24 protein-coding genes are annotated in these 23,781 nt (G+C 47.7%); 12 read left to right on the forward strand and 12 right to left on the reverse strand.

Annotated features, from left to right (window positions below; translation table 11 throughout):
- Positions 1-67 precede the first annotated feature (67 nt).
- Entirely contained in the window at positions 68-1,105 is a 1,038-nt protein-coding gene (locus H6G89_RS05090) for a response regulator (protein ID WP_190504177.1), read from the reverse strand.
- A gap of 443 nt (positions 1,106-1,548) precedes the next feature.
- Here H6G89_RS05090 and H6G89_RS05095 point away from each other — a divergent pair, with 443 nt between their 5' ends.
- Positions 1,549-2,403 (forward strand): sulfurtransferase, encoded by an 855-nt coding sequence (locus H6G89_RS05095; RefSeq protein WP_190504178.1) that lies wholly within the window; start codon positions 1,549-1,551, stop codon positions 2,401-2,403.
- Between the two features lie 205 nt (positions 2,404-2,608).
- On the opposite strand, the gene H6G89_RS05100 is transcribed toward H6G89_RS05095, so the two are convergent.
- Both H6G89_RS05100 and H6G89_RS05105 read right to left on the reverse strand, forming a co-directional pair.
- Entirely contained in the window at positions 2,609-4,624 is a 2,016-nt protein-coding gene (locus H6G89_RS05100; protein ID WP_199336529.1) for a CHASE2 domain-containing protein, read from the reverse strand.
- A 187-nt stretch (positions 4,625-4,811) separates the two neighbouring features.
- Positions 4,812-5,627: a FecR domain-containing protein gene (locus H6G89_RS05105; protein WP_190504179.1), complete on the reverse strand. Its 816-nt coding sequence runs from the start codon at positions 5,625-5,627 to the stop codon at positions 4,812-4,814.
- An 895-nt stretch (positions 5,628-6,522) separates the two neighbouring features.
- Here H6G89_RS05105 and H6G89_RS05110 point away from each other — a divergent pair.
- From H6G89_RS05110 to H6G89_RS35565, 4 genes are all read left to right on the forward strand, one after another.
- On the forward strand, positions 6,523-7,044 hold the full coding sequence (locus H6G89_RS05110) for a LabA-like NYN domain-containing protein (protein WP_190504180.1): 522 nt from the start codon (positions 6,523-6,525) through the stop codon (positions 7,042-7,044).
- A gap of 211 nt (positions 7,045-7,255) precedes the next feature.
- Entirely contained in the window at positions 7,256-8,881 is a 1,626-nt protein-coding gene (locus tag H6G89_RS05115) for a 2-isopropylmalate synthase (protein WP_199336530.1), read from the forward strand.
- Positions 8,878-9,711 (forward strand): carbohydrate ABC transporter permease, encoded by an 834-nt coding sequence (locus H6G89_RS05120; protein WP_190504181.1) that lies wholly within the window; start codon positions 8,878-8,880, stop codon positions 9,709-9,711. The genes H6G89_RS05115 and H6G89_RS05120 overlap by 4 nt, the downstream gene beginning before the upstream one ends.
- A 28-nt stretch (positions 9,712-9,739) precedes the next feature.
- Complete coding sequence (locus H6G89_RS35565; RefSeq protein ID WP_255519361.1) at positions 9,740-9,871, forward strand: hypothetical protein; 132 nt, start codon at positions 9,740-9,742, stop codon at positions 9,869-9,871.
- Here the strand turns inward: H6G89_RS35565 and H6G89_RS05125 are convergent.
- From H6G89_RS05125 to H6G89_RS05135, 3 genes are read right to left on the reverse strand one after another with little or no spacing between them, the layout of a single operon-like run.
- The gene (locus H6G89_RS05125; RefSeq protein WP_199336531.1) at positions 9,868-10,089 is read right to left on the reverse strand and encodes an RNA-binding S4 domain-containing protein; all 222 of its coding nucleotides are present in this window, start codon (positions 10,087-10,089) and stop codon (positions 9,868-9,870) included. The genes H6G89_RS35565 and H6G89_RS05125 overlap by 4 nt on opposite strands.
- 24 nt (positions 10,090-10,113) lie before the next feature.
- Positions 10,114-10,287 (reverse strand): hypothetical protein, encoded by a 174-nt coding sequence (locus H6G89_RS05130; protein ID WP_190504182.1) that lies wholly within the window; start codon positions 10,285-10,287, stop codon positions 10,114-10,116.
- A 60-nt stretch (positions 10,288-10,347) separates the two neighbouring features.
- Positions 10,348-10,659 (reverse strand): DUF6679 family protein, encoded by a 312-nt coding sequence (locus H6G89_RS05135; RefSeq protein ID WP_190504183.1) that lies wholly within the window; start codon positions 10,657-10,659, stop codon positions 10,348-10,350.
- A 775-nt stretch (positions 10,660-11,434) separates the two neighbouring features.
- Between H6G89_RS05135 and H6G89_RS05140 the strand changes: the two genes are divergently transcribed.
- Complete coding sequence (locus H6G89_RS05140) at positions 11,435-12,181, forward strand: creatininase family protein (RefSeq protein ID WP_190504184.1); 747 nt, start codon at positions 11,435-11,437, stop codon at positions 12,179-12,181.
- Positions 12,182-12,378: 197 nt separating this feature from the next.
- The gene (locus tag H6G89_RS05145; protein ID WP_190504185.1) at positions 12,379-13,179 is read left to right on the forward strand and encodes a class I SAM-dependent methyltransferase; all 801 of its coding nucleotides are present in this window, start codon (positions 12,379-12,381) and stop codon (positions 13,177-13,179) included.
- Between the two features lie 30 nt (positions 13,180-13,209).
- Here the strand turns inward: H6G89_RS05145 and H6G89_RS05150 are convergent, their stop codons facing one another.
- Positions 13,210-15,426, reverse strand: a complete 2,217-nt coding sequence (locus tag H6G89_RS05150) for a SulP family inorganic anion transporter (protein ID WP_190504186.1) — start codon at positions 15,424-15,426, stop codon at positions 13,210-13,212.
- A 148-nt stretch (positions 15,427-15,574) separates the two neighbouring features.
- Between H6G89_RS05150 and H6G89_RS05155 the strand changes: the two genes are divergently transcribed.
- The 3 genes from H6G89_RS05155 (at position 15,575) to H6G89_RS05160 (ending at position 17,998) form a co-directional block, all read left to right on the forward strand.
- On the forward strand, positions 15,575-17,077 hold the full coding sequence (locus H6G89_RS05155) for a cache domain-containing protein (RefSeq protein ID WP_190504187.1): 1,503 nt from the start codon (positions 15,575-15,577) through the stop codon (positions 17,075-17,077).
- Positions 17,078-17,141: 64 nt separating this feature from the next.
- Entirely contained in the window at positions 17,142-17,267 is a 126-nt protein-coding gene (locus H6G89_RS35570) for a hypothetical protein (RefSeq protein WP_255519364.1), read from the forward strand.
- 422 nt (positions 17,268-17,689) lie between these two features.
- Entirely contained in the window at positions 17,690-17,998 is a 309-nt protein-coding gene (locus H6G89_RS05160; protein WP_190504188.1) for a hypothetical protein, read from the forward strand.
- Positions 17,999-18,237: 239 nt separating this feature from the next.
- On the opposite strand, the gene H6G89_RS05165 is transcribed toward H6G89_RS05160, so the two are convergent.
- Positions 18,238-18,633: a phage holin family protein gene (locus H6G89_RS05165; RefSeq protein WP_190504189.1), complete on the reverse strand. Its 396-nt coding sequence runs from the start codon at positions 18,631-18,633 to the stop codon at positions 18,238-18,240.
- 191 nt (positions 18,634-18,824) lie between these two features.
- Here H6G89_RS05165 and H6G89_RS05170 point away from each other — a divergent pair, with 191 nt between their 5' ends.
- The gene (locus tag H6G89_RS05170) at positions 18,825-19,013 is read left to right on the forward strand and encodes a YqaE/Pmp3 family membrane protein (RefSeq protein ID WP_190504190.1); all 189 of its coding nucleotides are present in this window, start codon (positions 18,825-18,827) and stop codon (positions 19,011-19,013) included.
- Between the two features lie 124 nt (positions 19,014-19,137).
- On the opposite strand, the gene H6G89_RS05175 is transcribed toward H6G89_RS05170, so the two are convergent.
- The gene (locus H6G89_RS05175) at positions 19,138-19,824 is read right to left on the reverse strand and encodes an ATP-dependent Zn protease (RefSeq protein ID WP_190504191.1); all 687 of its coding nucleotides are present in this window, start codon (positions 19,822-19,824) and stop codon (positions 19,138-19,140) included.
- On the reverse strand, positions 19,811-20,632 hold the full coding sequence (locus tag H6G89_RS05180; protein WP_309229616.1) for a M15 family metallopeptidase: 822 nt from the start codon (positions 20,630-20,632) through the stop codon (positions 19,811-19,813). Before H6G89_RS05180 ends, H6G89_RS05175 begins: the two co-directional genes overlap by 14 nt.
- Positions 20,633-21,057: 425 nt before the next feature.
- Between H6G89_RS05180 and H6G89_RS05185 the strand changes: the two genes are divergently transcribed.
- Positions 21,058-22,089 (forward strand): AEC family transporter, encoded by a 1,032-nt coding sequence (locus tag H6G89_RS05185; RefSeq protein WP_190504192.1) that lies wholly within the window; start codon positions 21,058-21,060, stop codon positions 22,087-22,089.
- Positions 22,090-22,209: 120 nt separating this feature from the next.
- Here H6G89_RS05185 and H6G89_RS05190 read toward each other — a convergent pair whose 3' ends face one another.
- Positions 22,210-22,695 carry a hypothetical protein gene (locus tag H6G89_RS05190; RefSeq protein WP_190504193.1) on the reverse strand — a complete coding sequence of 162 codons (486 nt, stop codon included), beginning with the start codon at positions 22,693-22,695 and terminating at the stop codon, positions 22,210-22,212.
- Between the two features lie 306 nt (positions 22,696-23,001).
- Positions 23,002-23,778: an HAD family hydrolase gene (locus tag H6G89_RS05195; RefSeq protein ID WP_199336533.1), complete on the reverse strand. Its 777-nt coding sequence runs from the start codon at positions 23,776-23,778 to the stop codon at positions 23,002-23,004.
- Positions 23,779-23,781: the final 3 nt, after the last annotated feature.

Here is a 23,781-nt window from a genome sequence, read left to right on the forward strand (position 1 = left end):
TCCTTAGCCTAAAATTCCCCAAAAATTAGCGTTTAAGAGAGCCGAAACCTTTATTGCTGAGTTACGGTCAGGCAGCGGCAGCTCGTGCTCCAATAAACTCAACAAACAATTTCATCAGCTCAGGGCTGCGCCATCCTTTCGCAGTTTCTTCTGCCATCAGTTGCAACGACTCCTCCGGTGAGAAAGCACGCTTATAAGGGCGTTCGCTCGTCAAGGCGTCGTAGATATCAATCAGTTGAAAGATTTGAGCCAAGTAGGGAATTTGATTGCCAACCAGACCATCAGGATAACCAGACCCATCCCACCGCTCGTGATGATGGCGAATGATGGGCACAACTCCGCGCATCGTCCGCAACGGCTGGCAAATTTTCTCGCCAATCAGAACATGTTGGCGCATGATCTCCCACTCTTCAGCGGTGAGTTTACCCGTTTTGAGTAACACCTGATCGGGAATGCCCACCTTACCAATATCGTGCAGATAGCCGCCCCACATCAAATCTCGCACCTCAGCGCGGGACAGGTTGAGAAACTCTCCAAAGGCTTTTCCTAATAGAACCAGCCGCTCACAATGATCCCCTGTATTAGGGTCACGGCTCTCAACAGCACGAGCGATCGAAAACAGGACTTGACCTGCATGGTCGAGGTCTTCGTTGAGGCGTTTTTGACGCACAAGCGATCGCACCCGTGCAGATAGCTCAAGCTGGTCAAAGGGTTTGGAGAGGAAGTCATCGCCACCAACCTCAATTCCCCGGAGGCGAGCACGGCGATCGTTTAACGCAGTGACAAAGACAATCGGAATCAGACGTGTTTGTTCATCCTGTTTGAGGCGACGGCAGACTTCGTAACCATCCATCCCCGACATCATGACATCCAGCAATATCAAATCAGGGTTAGACTCTAAAATGCACTCCAGAGCAGTAGAACCGCTATCTGCTTCTAAGACGTCATATCCCTCAATCGACAACAGTGCGACGGCTGTCATACGGCTAGAGGGATGATCATCAACAACTAGAATTTTAGGCTGTTCAGAGTCGAGACCTTTCGTAGGAGGGGTTTCCACTTGAGCGTCTCCAGAGATACCTAACTTGATTGATGTGTAAGCCATTACTAATATGTCACGCAACTGGAAAGGCTAATGATCATGCCTTCAGTATGTACAACGGTAGTAGTTGCGAAATCAGGTTTTTCACGGAGATCTCCAGGGGGGAGAGCGCGTGAAAGTGGTGCTGTATTAAGATTTTTTTTATTTGATCGGACTAACTGAGCACCCACGATTTCGCTAAATGAAGGCTTTGATCTGAACTTGAATGAATTGCTAAATGGTAAATACCAGTCTTAACAATTCAGCAAATTCAAGTACCTAGCGTATTTTAAGCATATTTTGAGGGAAGTAATTTGGAATTTTAAGGATTTTCTGGTCCTCAAATTATTCTGTAATCCAAGCTACGTATAAACATGCTGCGATTTAATGATCTTTCGTGTTGCATTAGGGTATTTCTATAGTTAACTTTAGTGAACTTTTATAAGAAAAACGATTTGTAAGAAGTTATGACAGAACTGACAATTGCCCCGTTGCTTTCACCGCAGTGGTTAATCGAGCACCTAGATGATCCCCAAGTGGCGATCGCCGACTGTCGCTTTTCTCTGGCTGATCCCAATCTGGGACGACAACAATATCAGACCAACCACATTCCTGGTGCCTATTACTTCGACCTCAACCGGGATCTATCGAGTCCTGTGGGACAGCATGGTGGACGGCATCCATTGCCTGATTCCAGGCGACTGGCTCAAACATTAGCGGCTTTAGGAATGGATTCTACCGATCCAAACCGCTCTAAATTGGTTGTTGCCTATGACGACTCACGCTTTGCTTTTGCGGCTCGGTTTTGGTGGCTATTGAAATACTTTGGTTATGACCGAGTGGCAATTTTAGATGGGGGTTTTCAGGCTTGGCAGGCAGCGGGTTATCCGGTGACGCAAGACATTCCCCAAGCCCAAATGGGTCAGTTTGTGCCTCGCCTGCGCCCTGACCTGATAGTTGATATTAACGTTGTCAAAGCCCGTAAAGATAACCCTGGAGTTATTTTGGTAGACTCTCGCGAAGAAGAGCGATATCGAGGTGAGCGGGAGCCAATTGACCCGATCGCAGGTCACATTCCCGGTGCGGTCAACTATCCGTGGCAAGCAGTGACCAATGAGCAAGGCTTTGGGCGATCGCCTGAGGAACAACAACAGCGATGGTCAGAGCTAAAAGATGCAGAGGAGGTCATTGTCTATTGCGGTTCTGGTGTGACTGCCTGCGTCAATCTGGTATCGATGGCGATCGCGGGGCTTCCTATGGGGAAACTCTATGTCGGTAGTTGGAGTGATTGGTGCTCCTATTGTGAGAAGGATGAGAAATGAGGGATGAAGGATCAAGGCTGAAGGATGAAGGCTAAAGGATATAAGGATAAAGGCTGAAGGATAAAAGATACAAGACTGAGCAATGAAAGAGCAGCCTGGTTACTGCATCTGCCCACACGGCTATGTAAATAAGGTTTTACACAAAACTCTGGCCACACCCCTGAAACCTTGATTTGTTCTGGGAATCTGTTCTTTCCCTTCTGCTCTATTCCTTGGTTTCCTTAAAAGTCTTTTGGCTCCGCAGGTGTTCATGGATATAGCGATAGGGAGTTTGGTCCTCACCTTTCAATCCAATTAAGCTATAGAGCTGCACTAGATCCTGTTCCCGTCCTTTGAGTTGATGTTCCCCTACACAGACGGCATCAACGTGCTCTTTGACTAACTGATACAGCGATTCAGTAATAAGAATGTCTGTCCAGAATTTGCGGGTCAACCCCTCAACCCGGCTAGCAACGTTAACTGCATCTCCAATCAGGGCATATTCGCGGCGTCGTACTGAGCCGATATCCCCTGCCAAAGCCTCGCCAAAGTTAATACCAATGCCGTTAAAGAACAAGACCTTGCCCTGTTGTTTCCATTGTTGATGCAACTTGACGAGTGCCCGTCTCATCCCTAACGCGGCTCGTACCGCATTTAATGCGTCGTTTTCTTCGCCTTGAGAAATGGGGGAGCCAAACTCTGCCATAACCGCATCACCGATAAATTTATCAACCGTCCCCCCGGCATCCAAAATAGCTTCTACCATAGCGTTGAGGTAGTCGTTGAGTTGTTCGACGAGTTGTTCTGGCTCCAGTTGCAAAGAGAAGGTAGTAAACCCTCGAATATCACAAAACAGCACTGCCGCTCTGACTTTACGCCCCTTCAATAGAGCTTGATAAGCCTCTGAATAGTTGGTCAAAATTTCATGAACGATCGGGGCTGCGACATAACGCTCTAGCGTTTGTCTCAACCGTAGTTGTTCTAACCGATTGCTAATCGCTCCGGTGGTCAAACTGGAGATGCCAGAAAGGGCGATCGCCACAACAGGTATAGCCGTTGGCACAATCAGATTAGCAACGGTGAAGCTGATATAGCCCAATGTGCCCCACGCCAGGGCAAACCCCAGAGCAGCAATCATTTGAGAGTCCGGTCGCTTGAGAAAACGGTTAAACCCAATGCCAATGCCTGCTACCCCAATAAACACCAGCAAACCTCGCAGAGGAGCACTGGGAATCGCCTCACCAATGGCTCGATTTTCTAATAAAGAGGCGATCGCATTGGCGTGTAACTCGACTCCAGGCATCATTTCCGAAAAGGGAGTCCGAACAAAGTCTTGAAAATAACTTGCTGTTGGACCAACTACAACAATCTTGTCTCGAAAGGTTTGCTCTCGCAGGTGAAACTCCCAATTTGCAGGGTCAAGCACACTCCAAAACGAAACCCGCTTAAACGTTGCTGGAGGACCGTAGAAGAAAATATGTTCACCCGCAGGACGGACAGTAACCTGGGGATCGTCGGAGGGGCGACTGAGTTGTACAGTGGCAGCCGCAAACGAATCAATGCCCTCGCCCAAGCCCTGAGGAACAACTACTCGATCGATAAAAACTTCACCAAATCGGTAAACTCTGCCATCAGGATCAGGAGAAAAGTTAATCAATCCCAGATTTTGAGGGGTGGCTTCAAAATCAGGATTGGGGTTAACGATTTGCCCCAACTCCCCTTCGGGGGTACCAAAGGTTTCATACAAATTGGCTAAGACAACTCGATCGGGATATCGCTGTATCACGTCGCGCAGAACCAGGTCATCTTCCAGACCGTAGCTGCTGGGGTCTGCCAGGATGACATCTAGAGAAACCGATCGCGCCCCTGCTGCCAGGAGTTTTTCAATGACAACGGCATAGGCAGCCCGTCGCCAGGGCCAGGTTTCCAGTGGGGCAAATTCTGGATGACGGTCTGGATCGCGCTGATAGGTTTCCCCTTGAGATAGCGACTCCTGATCCATTGCCAGAATGACGATGTCATCTGGTGGGGAAACTGTCCCTCGAATCGAGAAAAAGAGAATTTGGGTTTGTCGTTCTAACCCTAGTGCAGGGATGAAATTAATGGCAGTGGCGATCGCCCCTAGTGATGCCCAAACTCCGACAAGCAAATAACTCATTTGCGTCAGATTAACCCATGCTGTTTTTGACTTTCTGCCTCGGTCGTTGACGTGACCCTCTGGCGATCGCCCCATCCTTTGCATACTATTCCCCTTCAGGTACTACACGATTGACCTGTCCATATACAGGCAGTACATACAGGCAGTAAAAGGAGTGGAGTCGTGAGTGGGAGGATAGAGGAGTAGAGGGGTAGAGGGGTTATTCACTCCTCTACTCCTATCCACTTACCCTCTACCCTTCACTCCAATCCCTATCTCCTCACTTATTCCGCTAAAACGGAAGCCGAGGTCGAGGAATAGGCAGTCCCGGTGCTTGAACTGGGAATGGCACATCTGGATACAACCGCTGAAATGCTCCCCGAACTGCTTCTATACCGGGAATTTGCTCAGCAAAGCCCTCGATCAACTCACCGCGTAAAATCTCTAGAAACTCTTCTAGGGTGAGTTGTTGAACGGGACCCAAGCGGCGATCGCCCCGGTGAGTTGTAACCTTCTGTCCAGCTGTTAACACGACGCGATCGCCATCCTCAGGAGAGCTAGCTGTAGGCTCATCTGTTACAGGGGCTATTAACGTATCCGGTGAGTCTGTCCCGGCTTCAGCAATAGCCTGACGAGCGACAACAACCTCTCCCTCCAGGACTTTCACCTGTGCATCGCCATCGTCATTCACTTCCATGACATAGGTAGTACCTCGAACTCCTGCTGTGAATGACGGAGTACAACCATTAACTGCTCCACTGACGAGGACGACCCCCCGATCCAGACGAGCACACTCTCCTACCGTTAAGCTCGTATTCGACACCAACCGTAATACTGCACCCGTGTTATACCTCAAATTGGCTCTTGCCCGTGCTGTTCGCACTCGTTGCCCTCGGTTGGCTACATCATTCACTCGCGCCTGATTCTCCTGGATAAAAACCTGGTTACTATCCAAAATCTCGATTACCGTCGCCCGGTCAATGGACTGTGCCATTAACGGAGACGACAACGACCCCAGGACTAAACAAAGAAACAACCCAAATGCAAAATAGCGAATTTGTGACCGTTGCCACATGTTGAACAGGGCTTGCCCCAGTTGACTAAACACAGAAATACCTCTCCGATGAGTGACGCTAAAACTCCATCACTCATTTCGTGAGAAAGTTTGAATCGGGATTGCCCCAGTTGACTGAGCACAGGAATGCCTCCCAGAAATGAGTGACGTTGGAACTCCATCACTCATTTCATCAACAATCCTTCTGATTCCGCATAAATACTGGGATAGCTCATCGGGATTTCATAAAGCTTTGTCATTCCTGAGCGATCGCATCTCCCCTAGGGCAACCCAACTCAGAGATGGTAAAGAGTGCATCCACACCACTGATTGAAAGATTCAAAAGTAGCATCCAGGTACTTCTTGCATCTATCCATTAGCAGATTGTCAGCCGTTTTTGAGGAACATACAAGCAAAATCGCCCTAGGAAGTAGCAAATATCAAGTATTAATGAAGTTGCAAGAGTGAAGCGGTGTCAAGCTTTGAAGTAAGAGAACAAAATCTTTATAATAAAGAGCACCTATGCTTACTTCTGCGGAGTGAGAAAATTCTAGTTTGAATTTTTCGTACTCCTTTTTACAGACCTTATGTGTATTTGTCAGACCAACTATGAGAGCTATCAGGAAATCTGCCTTAATCCTTAAACAAGCGAGCTTAGGGTGTTTCATCTCTGGGGAAAATTGGTGATCAATCGATTACCAACCTACCCAGTGAGATTAGGGTTTCTTGTCTCAAAACAGTCACTCGTAGTTAGGATTAAGAATCAACAGAAATTTTATTCAGACGAAATGCTGCAAGTACCTACAGCACAAAAACCTGAATATGTTCAAACTATCATGATTAAGGGTTAATTCCTTAATACAAGCTAAGGCAGCAATGACCAATAGGACATTGCCGCCATGAATTCTCTAGTTAAAGTCTCTGCTAAAAAATTTAGGCTTAAATTTCTATGATTTCTTCTGCAAGCCGTCTTTCGATTTTTGTAGACGGGAACAATATGTTCTACGCCCAACAAAAGAATGGCTGGTTTTTTGACCCACGAAGAGTACTGGAATATTTCACTCGCGAACCGGATGTACAACTTGTTAATGCATTTTGGTATACGGGTTTGAAAGATCCTCAAGATCAACGAGGATTTCGAGATGCTTTGATCAGTTTAGGTTATACCGTTAGAACCAAAATTCTTAAAGAATACTACGACGATAGCTCAGGTCGCTATTCGCAGAAAGCCAATCTAGATATTGAGATCGTAGTCGATATGTTTAACACCGTTGACCAATATGACCGGGTCATTTTGTTTAGCGGAGATGGAGATTTTGAACGGGCAATTGAGCTATTACGCTCCAAAAGTACCCATATTACGGTCGTTTCTACGGAAGGCATGATTGCGCGAGAACTCCGTAATGCTACCGATCGCTATATCGACTTAAATGATGTCCGCGATCACATCGAGAAGGTTGACGGCATGTAATACGTAGGTAGCATATCTGCTTCTGATGTAATATACCTGCTCCGACTACGCCAACCCAGATTTTGCCTTCTCAATCTCTTGCTGAGGATTGTGACGGAAGTCTGTACACGCTGCACTGAAAGGAAAATGAAACAGTAGAATAGTCATACCGTCGTTTTACGGCGGTTTTAGGTCGTTGTCAACATCTATCATCATGTCAGCCTGAGTTGCTATGAGCATTTCATCTCAACCCGATCGCATCATTATTTTCGATACGACTCTACGTGATGGCGAGCAGTCGCCTGGAGCTACCCTCAACGTGGATGAAAAGCTAACAATTGCCCGTCAACTGGCACGACTAGGGGTAGATGTGATTGAGGCTGGCTTTCCTTTTGCGAGCCCCGGTGACTTTGAAGCCGTCAACAAGATTGCTCAGCATGTCGGGACAGTAGATGGACCCATCATTTGCGGTTTAGCCAGAGCCACTCAACAAGATATCAAGACGGCGGCTGAAGCCCTCCAACCTGCTGCCCACCCCCGGATTCACACCTTCATTGCGACCTCCGATATCCACCTGGAATACAAGCTCAAAAAAACACGGGCAGAGGTGCTGGAGATCGCCCCGGAAATGGTCGCCTATGCCAAGTCTTTTGTAGATGATGTTGAGTTTTCTCCAGAGGATGCAGGGCGGTCAGACCCAGAGTTTTTGTACGAAATGCTGGAACGGGTCATCGCTGCCGGAGCAACGACGGTCAATATCCCTGACACGGTGGGTTATCTGACCCCTGGCGAGTTTGGTGCTCTGATTCGTGGCATTAAAGAAAACGTTCGCAACATCGACCAGGCGGTTATCTCAGTCCATGGACACAACGATTTGGGATTGGCGGTCGCTAACTTTCTAGAAGCTGCAAAAAACGGTGCTCGTCAGTTGGAATGCACGATCAATGGCATCGGCGAACGAGCTGGCAACGCTGCCCTGGAGGAATTGGTGATGGCGTTGCATGTGCGACGACAATATTTCAACCCTTTCTTTGGACGACCCGTTGACTCTGAAGAACCCCTCACCCGAATTGACACCCGTCAAATCTATAAAACCTCTCGCATGGTGTCTAACCTGACGGGAATGTTGGTGCAACCCAATAAGGCGATTGTCGGTGCTAATGCCTTTGCCCACGAGTCGGGGATTCATCAAGATGGGGTGTTAAAGCATAAGCTCACCTATGAGATTATGGATGCCCAATCTATCGGGTTAAATGACAATCAGATTGTGCTAGGCAAACACTCTGGGCGCAATGCTTTCCGCACTCGATTGAAGGAACTGGGCTTTGAGTTGTCAGACCAGGAAATCAACCGGGCATTCCTGCGGTTTAAGGAATTGGGTGATAAGAAGAAAGAGATTACCGATTGGGATTTGGAAGCGATCGTTAATGACGAGATTCAACAAACGCCTGAACTATTTCATCTGGAGCATGTCCAGGTGTCTTGTGGCGACAAAGCTCGCCCAACCGCAACGGTCACCATCTGCACCCCTGACGGCAACGAACTGACTGATGCAGCGATCGGAACGGGTCCGGTTGATGCGGTTTATAAAGCGATCAACCGTGTTGTCGATGTGCCCAATCAACTCGTTGAGTTTGCGGTGCAATCAGTTACCGAAGGACTAGATGCAATTGGTGAGGTGACGATTCGACTGCGGTATGAAGACCGCATCTTTTCCGGTCACGCTGCAAATACGGATGTGATCGTGGCATCGGCTCAAGCGTATATCAATGCATTGAATCGCATCTATGCTGCTTTACAGCGGGGTAAGTCGTTGCACCCTCAACGTGATACTGAGGCAGTATCGGTCGCCCGATGAAAGCTACTCCCTTTTCAGTACGCCACATCTGGCTGTATCTCCTGCTGGGGGCGATCGCCCTGGTGATGTTGTTGCCCTTGATCTGGTTGATCAGTACTGCCTTCAAAGCCCCCACTGAAGATATTTTTCAGTTTCCTCCCCGGTTCCTGCCAAGTCAGCCAACGTTTGACAATTTCATCCAGGTCTGGCAGACCAATCCCTTTGGGCAGTATCTCTTTAACAGCACCCTAGTCGCAGGGCTGACCGTTGCCCTCAACCTCCTATTTTGCTCCTTGGCGGCTTATCCTCTGGCGCGTCTAGACTTTCGTGGGCGAGAGGCGATCTTTACTCTGGTCGTTTCGACTATCTTGATTCCCTTCCAGATCGTCATGATTCCGCTCTACATTTTGGTGGTGCAACTGGGGCTAAGAAACTCTTATTTGGGGTTAATCTTTCCAGCGATCGCCTCTGCATTTGGCATTTTCTTAATGCGACAGGCGTTTCAGGGGGTTCCCAAAGAGTTAGAAGAAGCGGCCCGGATGGATGGTTGTTCAGAATTGGGCATCTGGTGGCACGTTATGTTGCCCTCCGTGCGTCCTGCCCTGGTGACTCTCGCCATTTTTGTCTTTATCGGCTCCTGGAGCGATTTTCTCTGGCCGTTAATTATTCTGGACCGCCCAGAATACTACACACTACCTCTGGGGGTAGCCAAGTTGGCAGGAGCATTTTCCCTGGACTGGCGATTGATTGCTGCCGGGTCCGTTATCTCGATCGCCCCGATTCTATTATTTTTCATCGTGATGCAGCGGTACATCGTACCCACGGAGGCAGGAAGTGGGGTAAAAGGCTAGGCATCAGTCTGGTTTAAGAACCTGGCAAATGAATTCGTGGCTACTGGAACCAAGTCTGCCCCAAAAATCAAGGGTTAGACCAACTGACGCAGGTCGGTTTTACTCCGATAGCGGCGGTTGCAACCGCCAAAATCCTTATCCCGAATTCACGTTAGGTTAATTCTGAACCTGGTCAAGTGTCACTTCAAAGATTTCACCCATAACCGAAACGCGATCGCCCGTGACTAACTGGCGACCTCGTCGCGTCTCTACTGCACCGTTCACCTGCACTTCTCCCGACTGAATGAGAAGTTTTGCTTGACCTCCAGTTGGAGCTACCCCAACCCACTTCAAAAATTGGTCGAGCTTAATACTGGTAGTGGATGTAGATATATTCAAGTGTTTACCCTCCTCATTCAAATTCTAACGCTCCTGATAGCTGTCATCGCTTTGGTAAGCTGCGGGGTGTGGCGATGGAACCGCCCGCAAAGGCAACTCCCCTTGTACGGAGCCGCCTAGCACACGGCTATAAACAAAACGGTTTAGCAGACTACCAAAAGCAGGGGCATGATCAATCACGCCCCCACCAAAGTTCATGTATTACGGCTATGCTTAACGCGAATCCTACGGTTAATTTCGCTTGATTCAGTTCACCTATTATTCGGGGTTGGAGTCAGGGCGGTGATTCCGAATTTGTTCTGCTTCCGGGCAATCTTCTGACACGAGGGGTTCAACATCGCCGCGTGGTACGGTTGCTAGCTTCTGCATAACTGATCCAATGCTCTCCAGACGAATCATCTCTTCCCACGAACAGATTTCGTCATCTTCCTCCGTTTCATAACGGACTGTCACGAGATCACCTTCAATATCTAGTATGCGAGCGCGTTCAATCCAGCGTTGTTGATCCCGCAAGAAGATCCAGACTTCGCGCCCATCACAACAGAGTTGATAGATCTTGCGGTGTAGCATGTATCGCTTCTCCTGAACAGGTAACTCTTAGAACGGTTAAATGAATTACACTTTCCAAGGTGGAAATGTAATTGGACGTGCCAAATGAAATTGATTGCGAGGGACGACCAGTGTCGATTCACTTGGCTCAAAAACTGAAATACTTTAAAGCTTGTCTCACACTGTCTGTTCATACTGATTACCAACGGACAGCACCTTAACTATTTGGACAGAATGCCAAATTTGCAATTGGAAGCAACTAAGTGTGTGAAGAGGAGTCAAGTTGCAGGCAGCCGTTGAGGTCATTGCTTATAGATTAAAGGATTCAAGGACACAACTTGTGGCGATCGCAAATACGAAGTTAAGCAAATTAAAGCCTGAGTTGGACAAGTTGTGAAGAGGGGCATCCGACGACTGTTTGATTGGAGCATGTTAAAGAGCAGATAATCAGACTCGAAGCCGCTTCAGATCGGGATTTTGTGAAATGTAACAGATTGTAACTTAGACCTTCATTGAAAATCTAAATACTATCCCACCATTCTAGCGGTTCTAGTAGGTGTTGGCTCAAATTGGGGATCAATTCCCTAAGAAACGGCATTCTATTGAGGAAAGCACCCACCTATGCACCCCAGGAAAGCTTCCAACGTTATTCTGCACAGATGCAGTGCAGACAATGCCTGACATAGTGCATCGGCATTATGCATAGGCAACACACTCACTACGTAATTACACTGTAGTTGCGTAGAAACATATCGCTATTCTACTCATCTCTCTCCCAAAGATATTTAAAGAAATTATGTTGTTGCATCTCAGTACATGGATTGAGGTTGAGGATTACTTAACTCGATCTCAGGGATTGATCATTCCCATCGGCTCTACAGAGCAGCATGGTCCTACTGGGCTAATTGGCACAGACGCCATTTGTGCTGAGGCGATCGCTCGCGGTGTTGGCGACGTCACCCATGCCCTGGTTGCCCCTACCATCAATGTCGGTATGGCACTCCACCATACTGCGTTTCCCGGCAGCGTTAGCCTCCGCCCCAGTACGCTGATTCTGGTCATTTCCGATTACCTGACCTGTTGGGTGCGATCGGGGTTTAGCAAGTTCTTTTTCATCAACGGGCATGGTGGCAATATCTCAACCTTGAAAGCAGCTTTTGCAGAAACCTATGCCGTACTCGCCGATCGCAACATTGCCAATGCAGATCAGGTGCAATGCCGTTTGGCAAATTGGTTTACCTGTAGCTCCGTTTATAAATTGGCAAAAGAGCTATATGCCCATGAGGAGGGCTCCCACGCCACTCCCAGTGAGGTAGCCGTGACTCAATATCTTTATCCAGATGCTATTAAACAAGCAACTCTCGCTTCTGAAGTCGCTTCTGGGCATCCTACCTATGGGGCGATCGATTTTCGTCGCCGCTACCCGGATGGACGCATGGGGTCAAACCCTGCATTAGCAACTCCTGAACATGGCAAACAGTTTTATGACCTTGCCGTTCAGGAACTGAGCCATGCCTATTTGGAGTTTTTAAACCAGACATGATGCCTTCAAATGAGTGAGGTTTTGCAGCGTACTCAGCCCAAACCTGATTCAGGGATGTGTTCAAATCGCGAAAAACACGGAGTTATGAAGAAGGTATGTCGCAATACAAACACAGTATTTAGTAAATCGGCACAATTAAAGTGGTTAAACAGAGCAGCTTGATTGATCTATCCTCCTCGGCGGGCAAAGCAAACCCTATGAAACCTATCTGGAACCCACAACTCGTGTATGACCGCTATTTCAGTAGCGGGACTTATACGGCACGATATCCCGTCTACAACCAACGAAGCCTCGATGTTATTCTCAGCTACACTCAAAACGTAAACTATGTGCTGGATTTTGGCTGCGGTGAGGGGCGTTATACCCTGCCAATTTTGCAACATACTTCCGCTTCTGTTATTGCCTGCGACATTTCCACTCATGCGATCGCCCATCTCAAACAAAAACTGAGTGCTTGCCCTGTGCATTGGAGCGATCGCACCACGTTAATTGAAGGCGAGGTTCATCAAATTACAGGTCAAGTCCAGTTAGATGTAGTGATTGCCATGTTTGGGGTGCTTTCCCACATTGCCGGACAAAAAAACCGGATTGAGTTGCTACAAACCCTACGACACCTGCTCCATGCCAACGGCAAAGGCGTGTTGATCATCAGTGTGCCAAATGCGCGTCGTCGTTTTTTTGGTGAGCAGATGAGACATCGGTTGTTTCGGGAGTATTATGCCTCTGGCTCAATGGCGAGTGAACCTGGGGATATCGTCTATAGCCGTACGTTTAAGAATCAGGAAACCTATGAGATGTATTACCACCTGTATACTGTCACTTCTCTCAAGCATGAGCTACAGGAAGCGGGGTTTCAAATTAAAACGACGATGGCTGAAAGCGTGTTTGCAGAGTCAACTGTTACTCGGAATCCTCTCTTTCACGACCTTGACAAAAATTTAACCGCTGTTGCGCCTGCTTGTTTAGGTTATGGAATTTTGGCGATCGCCACAACCTGATCACAAAACCCACCGCTACAAAACCTTGCCCTACTCCAATAAGACACGGCTACGCTCATCTGCTTGAGCAACTCGTTCAGCTAAAAGCTTGGCGATGAACTGATGGCAAGCAGAGGCAAGCTGTGGTTCCTCCTGTTCTAGTTGGGTCAATGCTTCGCGGGACAGACGATATAAGCTACAGGATTCATCAGCGATCGCCGATACTGGGTGTACTGACCCTTTGTAAAAGCCTACCTCACCAATCACCGTGCCTTCACTCGCGGTTCCTACGCGAACCTCCTCTCCGTTGTCTAACTTCTGCAAGATCGAAATTTGTCCCGACTCAACAAAATAAATCGCTTCAGATAAGTCTCCCTGACGGTACAAGCAGTATCCTGGTTGAACCTTGAGCTTTTCCAGACGGTTCAAGAATTTAGTGGTTTTGTTAGGGAGGGGGAAAACTTCTTCTAACTGCATTGCCAGAGGAACAAAGCGTTTGCGACGAAAAGTGCCTCGTCTTAAAATCTGGTTTTCACACCACTCAACCCCGTGATCTAAATCAGGAAAAGTACGAGTGACAGCATCTGGTTTCTCTTCATCACCAACGGCATCAATTACATGGCTTTGCAAGAGTTTTCCTGCAATGTCAGCCGACAAATCCGTCAAGACAAGCGTAATGCCAGACTGCTTTGCTAACCGCCTCATCTTAATAAAACTGATGACCGACGAGGAATCTAATCCTCCGGTTAATTGAAAGTCAATGACCAGAAAGCTGATCTTAGGCAGGGTTGCATTATTAATACGGCTTCGCACATGTTCTAACAAGGTGTTAGCAGTGCCAAAGAAGATGTAACCCTGCAATCGTAGGATATAGAGTTCTTCCCCTTTTTCTCGAAGCAATCTTTTCTGATGGAATGATCGCTCAAAATTACTATGGAAGCTAACACCAGAAAGGGCGTTTTTAATGACTCGAAGCTTACTATAGTTCAATACAAATAAAAGACAGGCAATAATAACTCCAAAACCAACTCCTTCTAAAAACCCAAAATTGGCAACGATGAGAAGGATAATGATCACCAAAATATAATCCAGGCGAGACAAGTCAAACCAGGATTGATATACCCATTCAATTAACAGCGATAACCCCACATATAACAGCAATCCTCCAAAGATTACTTTTGGCAAATATGCCAAAAATGATACTCCAAAGATAAGAAATGTTGCACATAATGTAGCGGCAAAAACACCTGCAAAACGATTTGTAGCACCCGCTTTATAATTGAGGAGACTACGACTGATTGACAAATAGCCTGCCATTCCACCGAGCAACCCCGTCATAATATTGGCTACCCCGGCAGTACGGAGTTCTTTATCTAAATCCACATCGGTCTGAGTGGCTAGCTCAATTCCAGATGCACAAAGCAGGATGGTGATTGCAACCACAGCAATTAGGGTCATCAAACTCCCCAGTTGGTCGCCAATGAACGACAGATTAACTTGCATCAGAGCCATCACATTGGATGGGTGCCACAATCCGCCACTCGACAACGCCTCGAATAACAACCCTTGACTTCGAGCCTGGTCGGTAGAGATGCCAACCACTCGCAGCAGTAGATAAAACCCCGCGATCGCTAACAGGGTGATGCCCGGTAACAAAACAGGATTTTTATAACGACGCAAGATAACTTGTAATGTGAATGCTAGAAATACACCCGGTAGCCAGTGAAGTAACAGTGAAGAGTCAAATAAAGCTGGCAAATGGGTCATATCCAGCGATTTACCAGTCATAACGGTAAAGGAGCCTTGAGTCAGTAACCAACCCACTCCAGCTAAAAACCCACCAATCACTGGATAAGGAATAAAGCGAATGAAGCTACCCAGGCGAAGCCGCCCTAGTGTGAAAAGACACAATCCTGTAATTACTGTGCTAAGTGCGATCGCAAGCCAGACAGTTGGGAAGACTAGATCTGTGGTGTTAGACGACGAAATCATACTGGTGGCGATCGCCGCTGCCATCAACGATAAAATTGCGGATGCATTTGAATCAGGTCCCGCGATGGTAAAGGGTAGAGAACTATTGAGAGCTACCCAAAAAGCATTAATCGTGCCACTGATGAGAGCACAACTGATACCAAGGGGGAGATACTCTGCCAAATCACCAGAAAATACTAAAGCCGCATAGGAAATGCTATAAATCAACGTGACTAGCCCTGAGATCGCCCCAGCAAACATGTTTGGCAAAAGATCATAGAACTTTAAACGATTCATGGGCAGTTTCTTGAGTGTTTGTACTGTAATTCCCTGAGGATTTTGTAGAACAAAGTATACTATCCCCACTTAATAAACCATAATTTCAATCCACCTGAGGTTCACTATCTCTTCAAAATCTTCTTCAAAATTTAGCCATTCCATCCCCATGCAGCTAGACCCTCCTTCCTACAAACAACGCAGGACGTTAAGCCTTAAAGCAAAATTAGCAGGTGCCATCCTGATAACGGTCAGTGCCACGGCTGCGATCGTCCATTTTCCCTGGATGTGGGCTTCAAGCAGAAACATTAATAGTATTGTGGATCAACTGAATGAGGCGATTACACGGCAAACGTCTCGCGAGGTGGGCAACATTTTTAGCAATGTTCGATCGGCTCAAGTCTTGATCCAATCAACGTTTCTAAGTGGATCGGTTGACTTAAATGATGAAGATGCCCGAGAAGAGTTTTATCTCAATGTTTTAGAAGCAAATCCAAATTTTACCTGGGTACAGTTTGGCTATCCTAATGGCAATTATTTAGGCTTACAACGTAGGCAAGACGGCAGAATCAACATTATCAATCGACAATATAACCCCGAAGTAGACCAGGCTACCAAAATTGTTGAATCCTATGAACGGGTGGGTCAGAATCTGCGGTTGATTAGCACTGAAACAACACCAGAAAAATATTACGCCCCCCAGCGACCCTGGTATCAAGCTGCTATGAGATCCAGAGGGCAGCAAGCCTGGACGGATGTTTATGTATTTGCTACAGGCAGGATTCCGGGGATTGACTCAGCCACCACCCTGGAAGACCAGGGGGAGCTACTAGGGGTCATTAGCATTGCCTTTGACCTGAAACAGATTGCTACTTTTTTGACGCACCTCCAAGGCGATCGCCCCGGTGCTATTTTTATTGTTAACTCCCGTGGAGAGTTAATTGCCTTTACCGATCCAACTGAGTTGGGATATACCCTCACTGGGCAAGACACCGCAGAATTGACGACTATTTCGGGATCCCAAAATCGCTATTTAAGATTTGCCTACCAGACCCTACAAACCAATCAAGTCCCTCTGAACCAACTAACCTCCCGCTTTAGCGACATTTATTATGACCCCGAAACAGGGGAACGATTTTATATTTCGATCGCCCCTCTCGATCATCTAGATTGGTCAGTCGGTACAGTTATTCCTGAGTCAAACTATTTAACAGAAATCAATCGCAACAAAAGAGTTTTATTTTTTGTTGTGTCAGGTTTCATTGTGGTGGCAGCAGGTACAGCGATGTTTTTAACTGACCGCTTTATCGCTCGCCCCGTTATGAATGTTGCTAAGGCAGCCGCCGATATTGAAGCTGAGAAATTTGAAATAGATAGTCTTGATCAAGTTGCCAAACAAGATGATGAATTAGGGCAACTTGCTCGAGTGTTTCAGGCCATGGCGCGTGAGGTTTACGCCCGTGAACAACGATTAAAGCAAACCGTCCAGGAATTACGAATTGAAATTGACGAGGTCAAGCGTAAAAAGCAGGTCAACGAAATTGTTGAATCTGATTTCTTTCAAGATTTACAAGCAAAAGCTCGGCTAGCTCGCAATCGTTTAGGTAGCTCTTCACGACGCGAAATTGAGGATATTATCAAGCCTGAGTCGCTTGATTCTGACAATCTTTAACCCCTGGTCATGGGTTAACTCCAGCTAAGTACAACTCGTCGTAAATAAGGGTGGGAGTGCAGGGATGAAACTCCTGCTGGGGACACCGCCCCCACACCCCTGGTTTTATATCCCTAGCCACATTCGATGGGGCGGAGGCGAGTCAGGAAGCTTTCCCAGCATTGGATTTGAGCTATTGCCTTTGCCTTAAGCTTTCTGACCAAAGCTATATTTCCAAACCCTATCTGTGAATATAGCGATCCTAAATCGTTTGTGAAAGTGCCCGCCCAAAGGGCGGGCACTTTCACAAACAGCTTTTTTCACAAATCAAATAGGATTGCTATAGCAGTATTAAGCATACTGGTGTGAAGGATAGGAAAAATACCTCTTAAGCAAGTCATGCGATAAAAATACTTCAGATAAGCTCTATTTAACGTGAATTCGGGATAAGGATTTCGGCGGTTAAAACCGCCGCTATAAGAGCAAAACCGACCTGCGTCGGTTCGTCAAACCTTGATTTTCCGGAGTCCGCGTCGGCGGACTTCGCTCTAGTAGCCGCGAATTCGTTCGCCGGGCTCTTAAACCGAACTGACGTTATTTAGTTTACTGATTTAGTTTACAAAGGAGCTATCTATGGCTGACATAACTAATACAAATACAGATGTAAATCAAACCTATGATGCAAAAGTTTTGGCGGAAGAAGTTGCTACTGGGGAAGAAAAAGTAGTTCCTTCTGTCAATGTAGAAGCTGATTATGAAGCCTCCAAACATTATAGTGAAGGGTCAGGAGATCCTGCTGAGGTAGAGCCTGCGATCGAGTCTCCGCTCACCTCATCTGTAATGTCTCCTGAAGGAGACGAACCTTTTGAAACTGAACCGACTGGTGATCCAGCAGACTTCCGGGCAATGGCTCAAGAGGTCAATCCTCAACTCAAAGCTTAGAAAGCTGTGTGGCATTAGTTAACAGCTTCAAGCCTGGAACTTTAAAGTTCCAGGCTTATTTGTTGCACAACTATCGAGATTGACCACTGCTGTACGGGCGTTTCGTGAAACGCCCCTACGGGATTCATATATTGGATCAGCAATACCCATAATTGAAAATACAGCTTTAAACTTGAGAATCCCCGGAACCATTAAGATTCCGGGGATTTGAAGCTTATTAACTATGAAGAAGTAACAAACTAAACTTCAGGTTTGATTTCGGTAGAAGTCGTTCCAGTGTTGAGTTGAGGATTCTTCTCAGCAAAGTAGCTATTCAGGAACGTATTTACAAAGGACAGGATGACTGGACCTAAAATGAATGCCAAGAATCCTCTGACACTAAATCCGGGAACAAACAGAGAGGCTAACCAGAAGCAAAATCCGTTAACTACCAATGAAAACGCACCAAAGCTGGCAATGTTAAAGGGCAGTGACATCGTAGAGAGAACAGGGCGGATCGAAGAGTTAAGCAAACCAACTACAATAGCCGCGATAATTGCAGCGGGGAAGTTAGCGATATTGACTCCTGGAACCACTAAATCCACCACTAATAAGCTGAGTGCTGTTGCAACTAGCGTCAACAGAGTTCCAACCATAATTTTTCCCCAAAGTAAGATCAACAAAGTTTTCTAATTGATATTAATCCTCCAACAGAAAACGCAATAAAACCTCTCCTCAGAGACAGATTCAACGCTGAGTTAGACGATGAACAGATAATTCCTATGAGGGAGGTTGATAGGCGAGGTTTTTGAAAGAATTAATATAAGTCTATTTAGGAAGAACAGATATGAAAATCCTGCGAATTCTTCTGGGCATTTTGGTGCCTCCTTTAGGAGTTTTTCTAACTTACGGTATCGGAACGCCTCTATTAATCAACATCGTTCTAACTCTTTTAGGTTGGCTTCCCGGCAGCATCCACGCAGTTTGGGCGATCGCCAAGCATTACGAACTGAACCATCAAGAAGGTCTTTTCTAAGACAGGTTCATTCAACAAGTCTTTCTTCGTAGTCGGTGGTGGATTATCAGTAGTCAGGGATTGTCTGGCTACTGATATTTCTTTATAGAGGGTGACCCTTTTACAAGAGGCTGAAAACTTTTGTTCAGGCGGTTTCCAAACTGTGTTCAATCAACTGACGGCACTCTTCAACGGGAGTGTTTTCTCGCATAGCCTGCACTAATTTTTCGTAGGTCGGTTGGTGGGATTGAATCAGTGTTTTGGCTTGCAAAATTCCCCACCGTTCCTTAAGTTCAGCTTCGGTGGGCGATCGCCGCAATTGTGACCACAGGATTCGCAGCGTTTGGCGATCGCCATTCCCGCCTTCAACGTTGCCGTAGGTTAATTGTTCAGCGGCAATGCCTGCCATCCAGACGGTGCAGTAGCGATCGATCAGTTGGTCAGATAGCCTGCCCTGCTCCAATTCAGCATCAAGTTCTTGAGAATCTACAACCACGCCACCCTGTCCGGGTTGTCCCTGGCGGAAGGCATCCCACGCGCTGAGGGTGTAGCCCGTAATCGGCAGATTGAGGAGATGGGCGGTGAGGAAGTGTCCTGCTTCGTGGTGCAGGACGCGATCGCGATGTTCTGGTGAAAAGTTTGCCAACCAATCCAACAGCAACGTTGCCCCTTTTCCCTGCCAACCCAGCGTGTCAACCGTTGCCAGACCCAACAACCCAAAAGCGGCGATCGCAGGTACCGTTGGCGACAGATGTACCAGCGGCCCTACCAGGCTTAATAGCACAAAGGAAAAAATAGTAATCGCCGTCAAATTGAGACTAGTTTGACTCACGTGCAGCATCTCCCGGAGATGGAAACAGGGTTCTCGCTTTGTAAAAGGTTTCTAGACTGGTGCGATCGCCCACAAATCGCCAATGCCAGGGTTCATAACTTAACCCCTGAGGATTATTTTGAGGAAAAGACAGCTCAAAGTCAAAGCGTGCGGCATTTTGCTCTAGCCAACGAAACGCTGGAGTGGTTTCAAAGCTGACTTCTAAGTCGGTTTCAGAGCGGGTGCCATCGACAATATCAATGGCATAACCCGTGTGATGTTCACTGTAACCTGGAGGAGCACTAACCTCCGCCCGTTCAGTGGGGCGTTCTCCTTGTTGGCGGTGTTCAAAAAACACGCGCTCTTGATCGACCACTGAGCGAAACCCAGATAGGGGAACGAGCACCACACCCTCACTACTAGCGGCGGCGGCCATCGCTGTAAACTGCTCTGCGGCTAGGCGGCGCAATCTTACCCGACCATCGGCAGTGATCGCCTCCAGCGTGTCAGGGGGAGCCTCTTCGTAGGGCAGGTGCCCTAATAAGGATGGAGTCGTCAGGGGAATGCCTGCCTTGATCAACGCGGGTTGTAAACCTGACTCATTGGCGGTTGCCACCGTGGCAGACGGGGCAGAGGTCAGCCAGGTTCTTACAAGGAAGCTCAAGAGCAGGGCGATCGCCAACCCCACCATTGCCCAAAGCCAAAACCGTTGTCGTCTCGACGGGAGAGGAGGTTTGGGGTTAGCTGTCTCGCGGAGTGCCTCCGGAATGTCATCCAGAGGGGGAGTTGACAGTTTCGGTGTTTCTCCAGAAAGATCGGCGTTGCTCACAACGGACTCCCTACTGCTATAGATCTCTTACAAGTTAGATTTTTGGATTGATTGAGTGCGATGCACCCACTTCAATCGAGAAGAACCTGAGTTCGGGATCAGGATTTTGGCGGTCGGAACCGCCGCTATCCAAACAAAACCAACTTGCGTTGGGGCTTAACCCAAATTGGCGTTAAAAGAGGTCTTATGAACTCATGACATTAGTGATTGTAGTCTGGCGCAGACCATCTATGCCGCTACTGAGGGTCTACAAAATAGGTAGAGATACCGTATAGCAGGACTCCCAAACGTTAGGACGGGGTGCAGGGTGCAGCCCTTACATCCCTTGTCGTGGACTTTATGCGTAGCACTATACCCCTATTCCTAATGTCTATTCCTACAAATGGGTGTTGGAGCAAACAGGTTAGTTTTAAGGCTGAAGATCCATGTCTACTTTAGGATTTAATCTCATCAAGCTATATGTGCCCCTGGTGACATGGGTTGGTTTGGGAATTTTATTAGGGCGCGCGTTGCCTCAGACCGTTCCCCTCTATCTGGGTAAGTTTTTATTTTGGATTGGCGTTCCTATCAGCATTGTCACGTTTTTGCGGCAAGCGGATTTGTCTGGCTCTGTTTGGGTTGCTCCCGCCGTTGCCTGGACTGCCATGCTCACCTGCGCGACTTTAGCCTGGGGGTGGATTCAACTGCAACGTTATTTCAAACGACGACATCAACAACGTCCCCGACTGGGCAGTGCAGAGCCGATTTCCCAAAAGAACCAGCCATCTGGCTGGCTCAATCAGCTCACTCCATGGCTGCAAGCCGATTGGAGTAGACCTGCTCAGGGTAGCTTTTTATTAGCCGCGATGGTAGGCAACACAGGCTACCTGGGCTATCCGGTCACACTTGCTTTGGTGGGACCACAATATTTCGCCTGGGCATTATTTTATGACACCTTAGGTAGCACGCTGGGAGCGTATGGGTTAGGGGTGGCGATCGCCGCACGATTTGGGATGAGCACTCAAAACCACTGGCGATTGTTGCAGGCAATGATTAGCAACCCCGGCTTGTGGAGTTTCTTTGTAGGGTTGGGGTTCCGCTCGGTCGCGTTGCCCTCTGCCGTAGAACAAGGGCTGAGAGTCGCCGCCTGGGGAGTGATTGCCCTATCGTTGCTGTTGTTAGGGATGCGGCTGAGCCAGTTGACCTCCTGGCGCAATGTGCAACGTGCCTCCCTGAGCCTGGGCATCAAGATGTTGATCGTGCCCCTGTTGCTGGGAATTGGCTTGTCCTATCTGGGCATTACAGGCGCACCACAGCTTGTGATCGTGCTGCAAATGGCAATGCCACCCGCCTTTGCGACACTGGTAATTGCAGAGGCATACGACCTTGATCGGGATCTCACCGTCACCGCGCTAGCGATTGGGTCACTGGGTTTATTGACCTTGCTGCCTCTTTGGTTGTGGCTCTTTGCAACTTAAAGAATTTTGCTTTGAGGATGTGTTCTGTCTTGTGCAGAGGGGATGTAAGGAAATCGAACAATCATCTACAAATCAGCTTTTCAGCAGCCGTTTAAGCTCTATTCTTTATTTCTCAATGCTCTAGCCAACCCAGTTCACGGCGTCATCTGAGGAATTAACGGGTGGTAAGGGCTTAGCAATGGGCACATCTCGACGGTTATTTTGAGCAGCCGAATTAGCACCGTTTCCTTGAATCGAGGTTTGCTCAGATGCTCTAGCCGAGTCAGGGCGACGTTGAGTGACCTGACGCTGTTGTCTTACTGTTTCCTGACCCTGATGCACGGTTTCTTGATAACGGCGTTCGTAAGCCCGACGCTCTGGAATCACGACCTTTTGCATCAGAAACTCGATCGTCTGCTCTTTGACCCAACCGCGGGCTGCAATGATTTCTCCCAATTGCATCCGAGTGCCTGTCATTTGCTCGGTCATTTTCTGGTCGTTCAGAGCCACATCTAACTGGGCGGTCGTTAGCAAACCTGCTTCAACCAGGTAGCTCCCCAACCGCTTCTTAATGCCAGTCAAGGTTGACACTGTTTGAACTCGATAGCGATCGCTCCTATCTCGCATGTTTCACTCCGCGAAGTCGTTTTCAGATAAGTTGAGGTAGATGAACAGGCATCGGAAGAAACGGTTATGACAGCCTGCTGATCTGCTCAGAGACAGATTGACTGCAAGCAACAGTGAACGGTTGCACTGAACTCTATATCTCTACCGCTGGGCATAAATTAGTAAACAGTTGTAGAGATTTCACATAGTATAGCAACTGATTTATAAAAACTTCACCGCTCCTTCTGGTGAAACTTCGTAGAACCTCCTACATTACGTTGTCAGTCGATTCCTGAAATCCGCATAATCTGGGTTGCGGCTTGCCCCTTACCAGTGGGTAAAATCTTGTGAAAATTGCTCTAGCGAGAGTAATTTAATGCGATCATCCTGGCTGGCAACCTCGCGATCGCCCCTTGTGTTGTAACCCCAATCTGCTAAAAACAACTGGACAGGGGTTAGATCCGGTTGCGGTTTGATCGATTGCAATGTTTTGAGTCGATCTTCGATAAACCAGATATGAGCGTTAGGCTCGGCTTGCAACAAATGGCGCAAGGTTTCAGCTTTGGGCTGTTTTTGCTCCTTGCCAAAGATGTGAGACTCCGGCAGGTCAATCTGTTCTAGCTGCAAAAGTTGGCGGACAAAGCGACCTTCTTTGGTGGTGATGATGACGACCTGAACGGCTGAGGTAAGGAAGTTTCGCAGGCGATCGCCCATCCCCGGATAAAAGCGATGTTGACTCAACCAATTTTCCAGGTCTGCCGCGATCCACTCATCTCGGTAACCATCCACCGCTGCACTAAGTTGGGCAGGAGTCAGGTGATCTGCGGCAATTTGTGCCTGCGCGATCGCCCCCCAATTCTCTAAAATCTCTGCCTCAGAAACTCCCAACAGAAGCGATCGCAACACCACAGGCATCTCCCACCCCGTCTCGACCACTGGACGCAAGCGATAGAACTGCTCGGCTAACCCCTCTGGCGGTGTAGGGTTGGCTGGTTGCCAGATACGACAATAGGCTTGCCACGCCGTTTGGAAGTATTCGATCAGACCATCACAAATCACCCCGTCAAAATCGAGGGCTAACAGACTGGGGATTGCTTGCACCATGAG

The sequence above is a fragment of the Oscillatoria sp. FACHB-1407 genome, from assembly GCF_014697545.1.
Lineage (GTDB): Bacteria > Cyanobacteriota > Cyanobacteriia > Elainellales > Elainellaceae > FACHB-1407.

Coding starts and splice junctions, on each gene's coding strand:
- H6G89_RS05090 (WP_190504177.1), bottom strand. CDS start 1,105: ATGGCTTACACATCAATCAAGTTAGGTATCTCTGGAGACGCTCAAGTG.
- H6G89_RS05095 (WP_190504178.1), top strand. CDS start 1,549: ATGACAGAACTGACAATTGCCCCGTTGCTTTCACCGCAGTGGTTAATC.
- H6G89_RS05100 (WP_199336529.1), bottom strand. CDS start 4,624: ATGCAAAGGATGGGGCGATCGCCAGAGGGTCACGTCAACGACCGAGGC.
- H6G89_RS05110 (WP_190504180.1), top strand. CDS start 6,523: ATGATTTCTTCTGCAAGCCGTCTTTCGATTTTTGTAGACGGGAACAAT.
- H6G89_RS05115 (WP_199336530.1), top strand. CDS start 7,256: ATGAGCATTTCATCTCAACCCGATCGCATCATTATTTTCGATACGACT.
- H6G89_RS05120 (WP_190504181.1), top strand. CDS start 8,878: ATGAAAGCTACTCCCTTTTCAGTACGCCACATCTGGCTGTATCTCCTG.
- H6G89_RS35565 (WP_255519361.1), top strand. CDS start 9,740: ATGAATTCGTGGCTACTGGAACCAAGTCTGCCCCAAAAATCAAGGGTT.
- H6G89_RS05130 (WP_190504182.1), bottom strand. CDS start 10,287: ATGAACTTTGGTGGGGGCGTGATTGATCATGCCCCTGCTTTTGGTAGT.
- H6G89_RS05135 (WP_190504183.1), bottom strand. CDS start 10,659: ATGCTACACCGCAAGATCTATCAACTCTGTTGTGATGGGCGCGAAGTC.
- H6G89_RS05140 (WP_190504184.1), top strand. CDS start 11,435: ATGTTGTTGCATCTCAGTACATGGATTGAGGTTGAGGATTACTTAACT.
- H6G89_RS05145 (WP_190504185.1), top strand. CDS start 12,379: ATGAAACCTATCTGGAACCCACAACTCGTGTATGACCGCTATTTCAGT.
- H6G89_RS05150 (WP_190504186.1), bottom strand. CDS start 15,426: ATGAATCGTTTAAAGTTCTATGATCTTTTGCCAAACATGTTTGCTGGG.
- H6G89_RS05155 (WP_190504187.1), top strand. CDS start 15,575: ATGCAGCTAGACCCTCCTTCCTACAAACAACGCAGGACGTTAAGCCTT.
- H6G89_RS35570 (WP_255519364.1), top strand. CDS start 17,142: ATGAAACTCCTGCTGGGGACACCGCCCCCACACCCCTGGTTTTATATC.
- H6G89_RS05160 (WP_190504188.1), top strand. CDS start 17,690: ATGGCTGACATAACTAATACAAATACAGATGTAAATCAAACCTATGAT.
- H6G89_RS05165 (WP_190504189.1), bottom strand. CDS start 18,633: ATGGTTGGAACTCTGTTGACGCTAGTTGCAACAGCACTCAGCTTATTA.
- H6G89_RS05170 (WP_190504190.1), top strand. CDS start 18,825: ATGAAAATCCTGCGAATTCTTCTGGGCATTTTGGTGCCTCCTTTAGGA.
- H6G89_RS05185 (WP_190504192.1), top strand. CDS start 21,058: ATGTCTACTTTAGGATTTAATCTCATCAAGCTATATGTGCCCCTGGTG.
- H6G89_RS05190 (WP_190504193.1), bottom strand. CDS start 22,695: ATGCGAGATAGGAGCGATCGCTATCGAGTTCAAACAGTGTCAACCTTG.
- H6G89_RS05195 (WP_199336533.1), bottom strand. CDS start 23,778: ATGGTGCAAGCAATCCCCAGTCTGTTAGCCCTCGATTTTGACGGGGTG.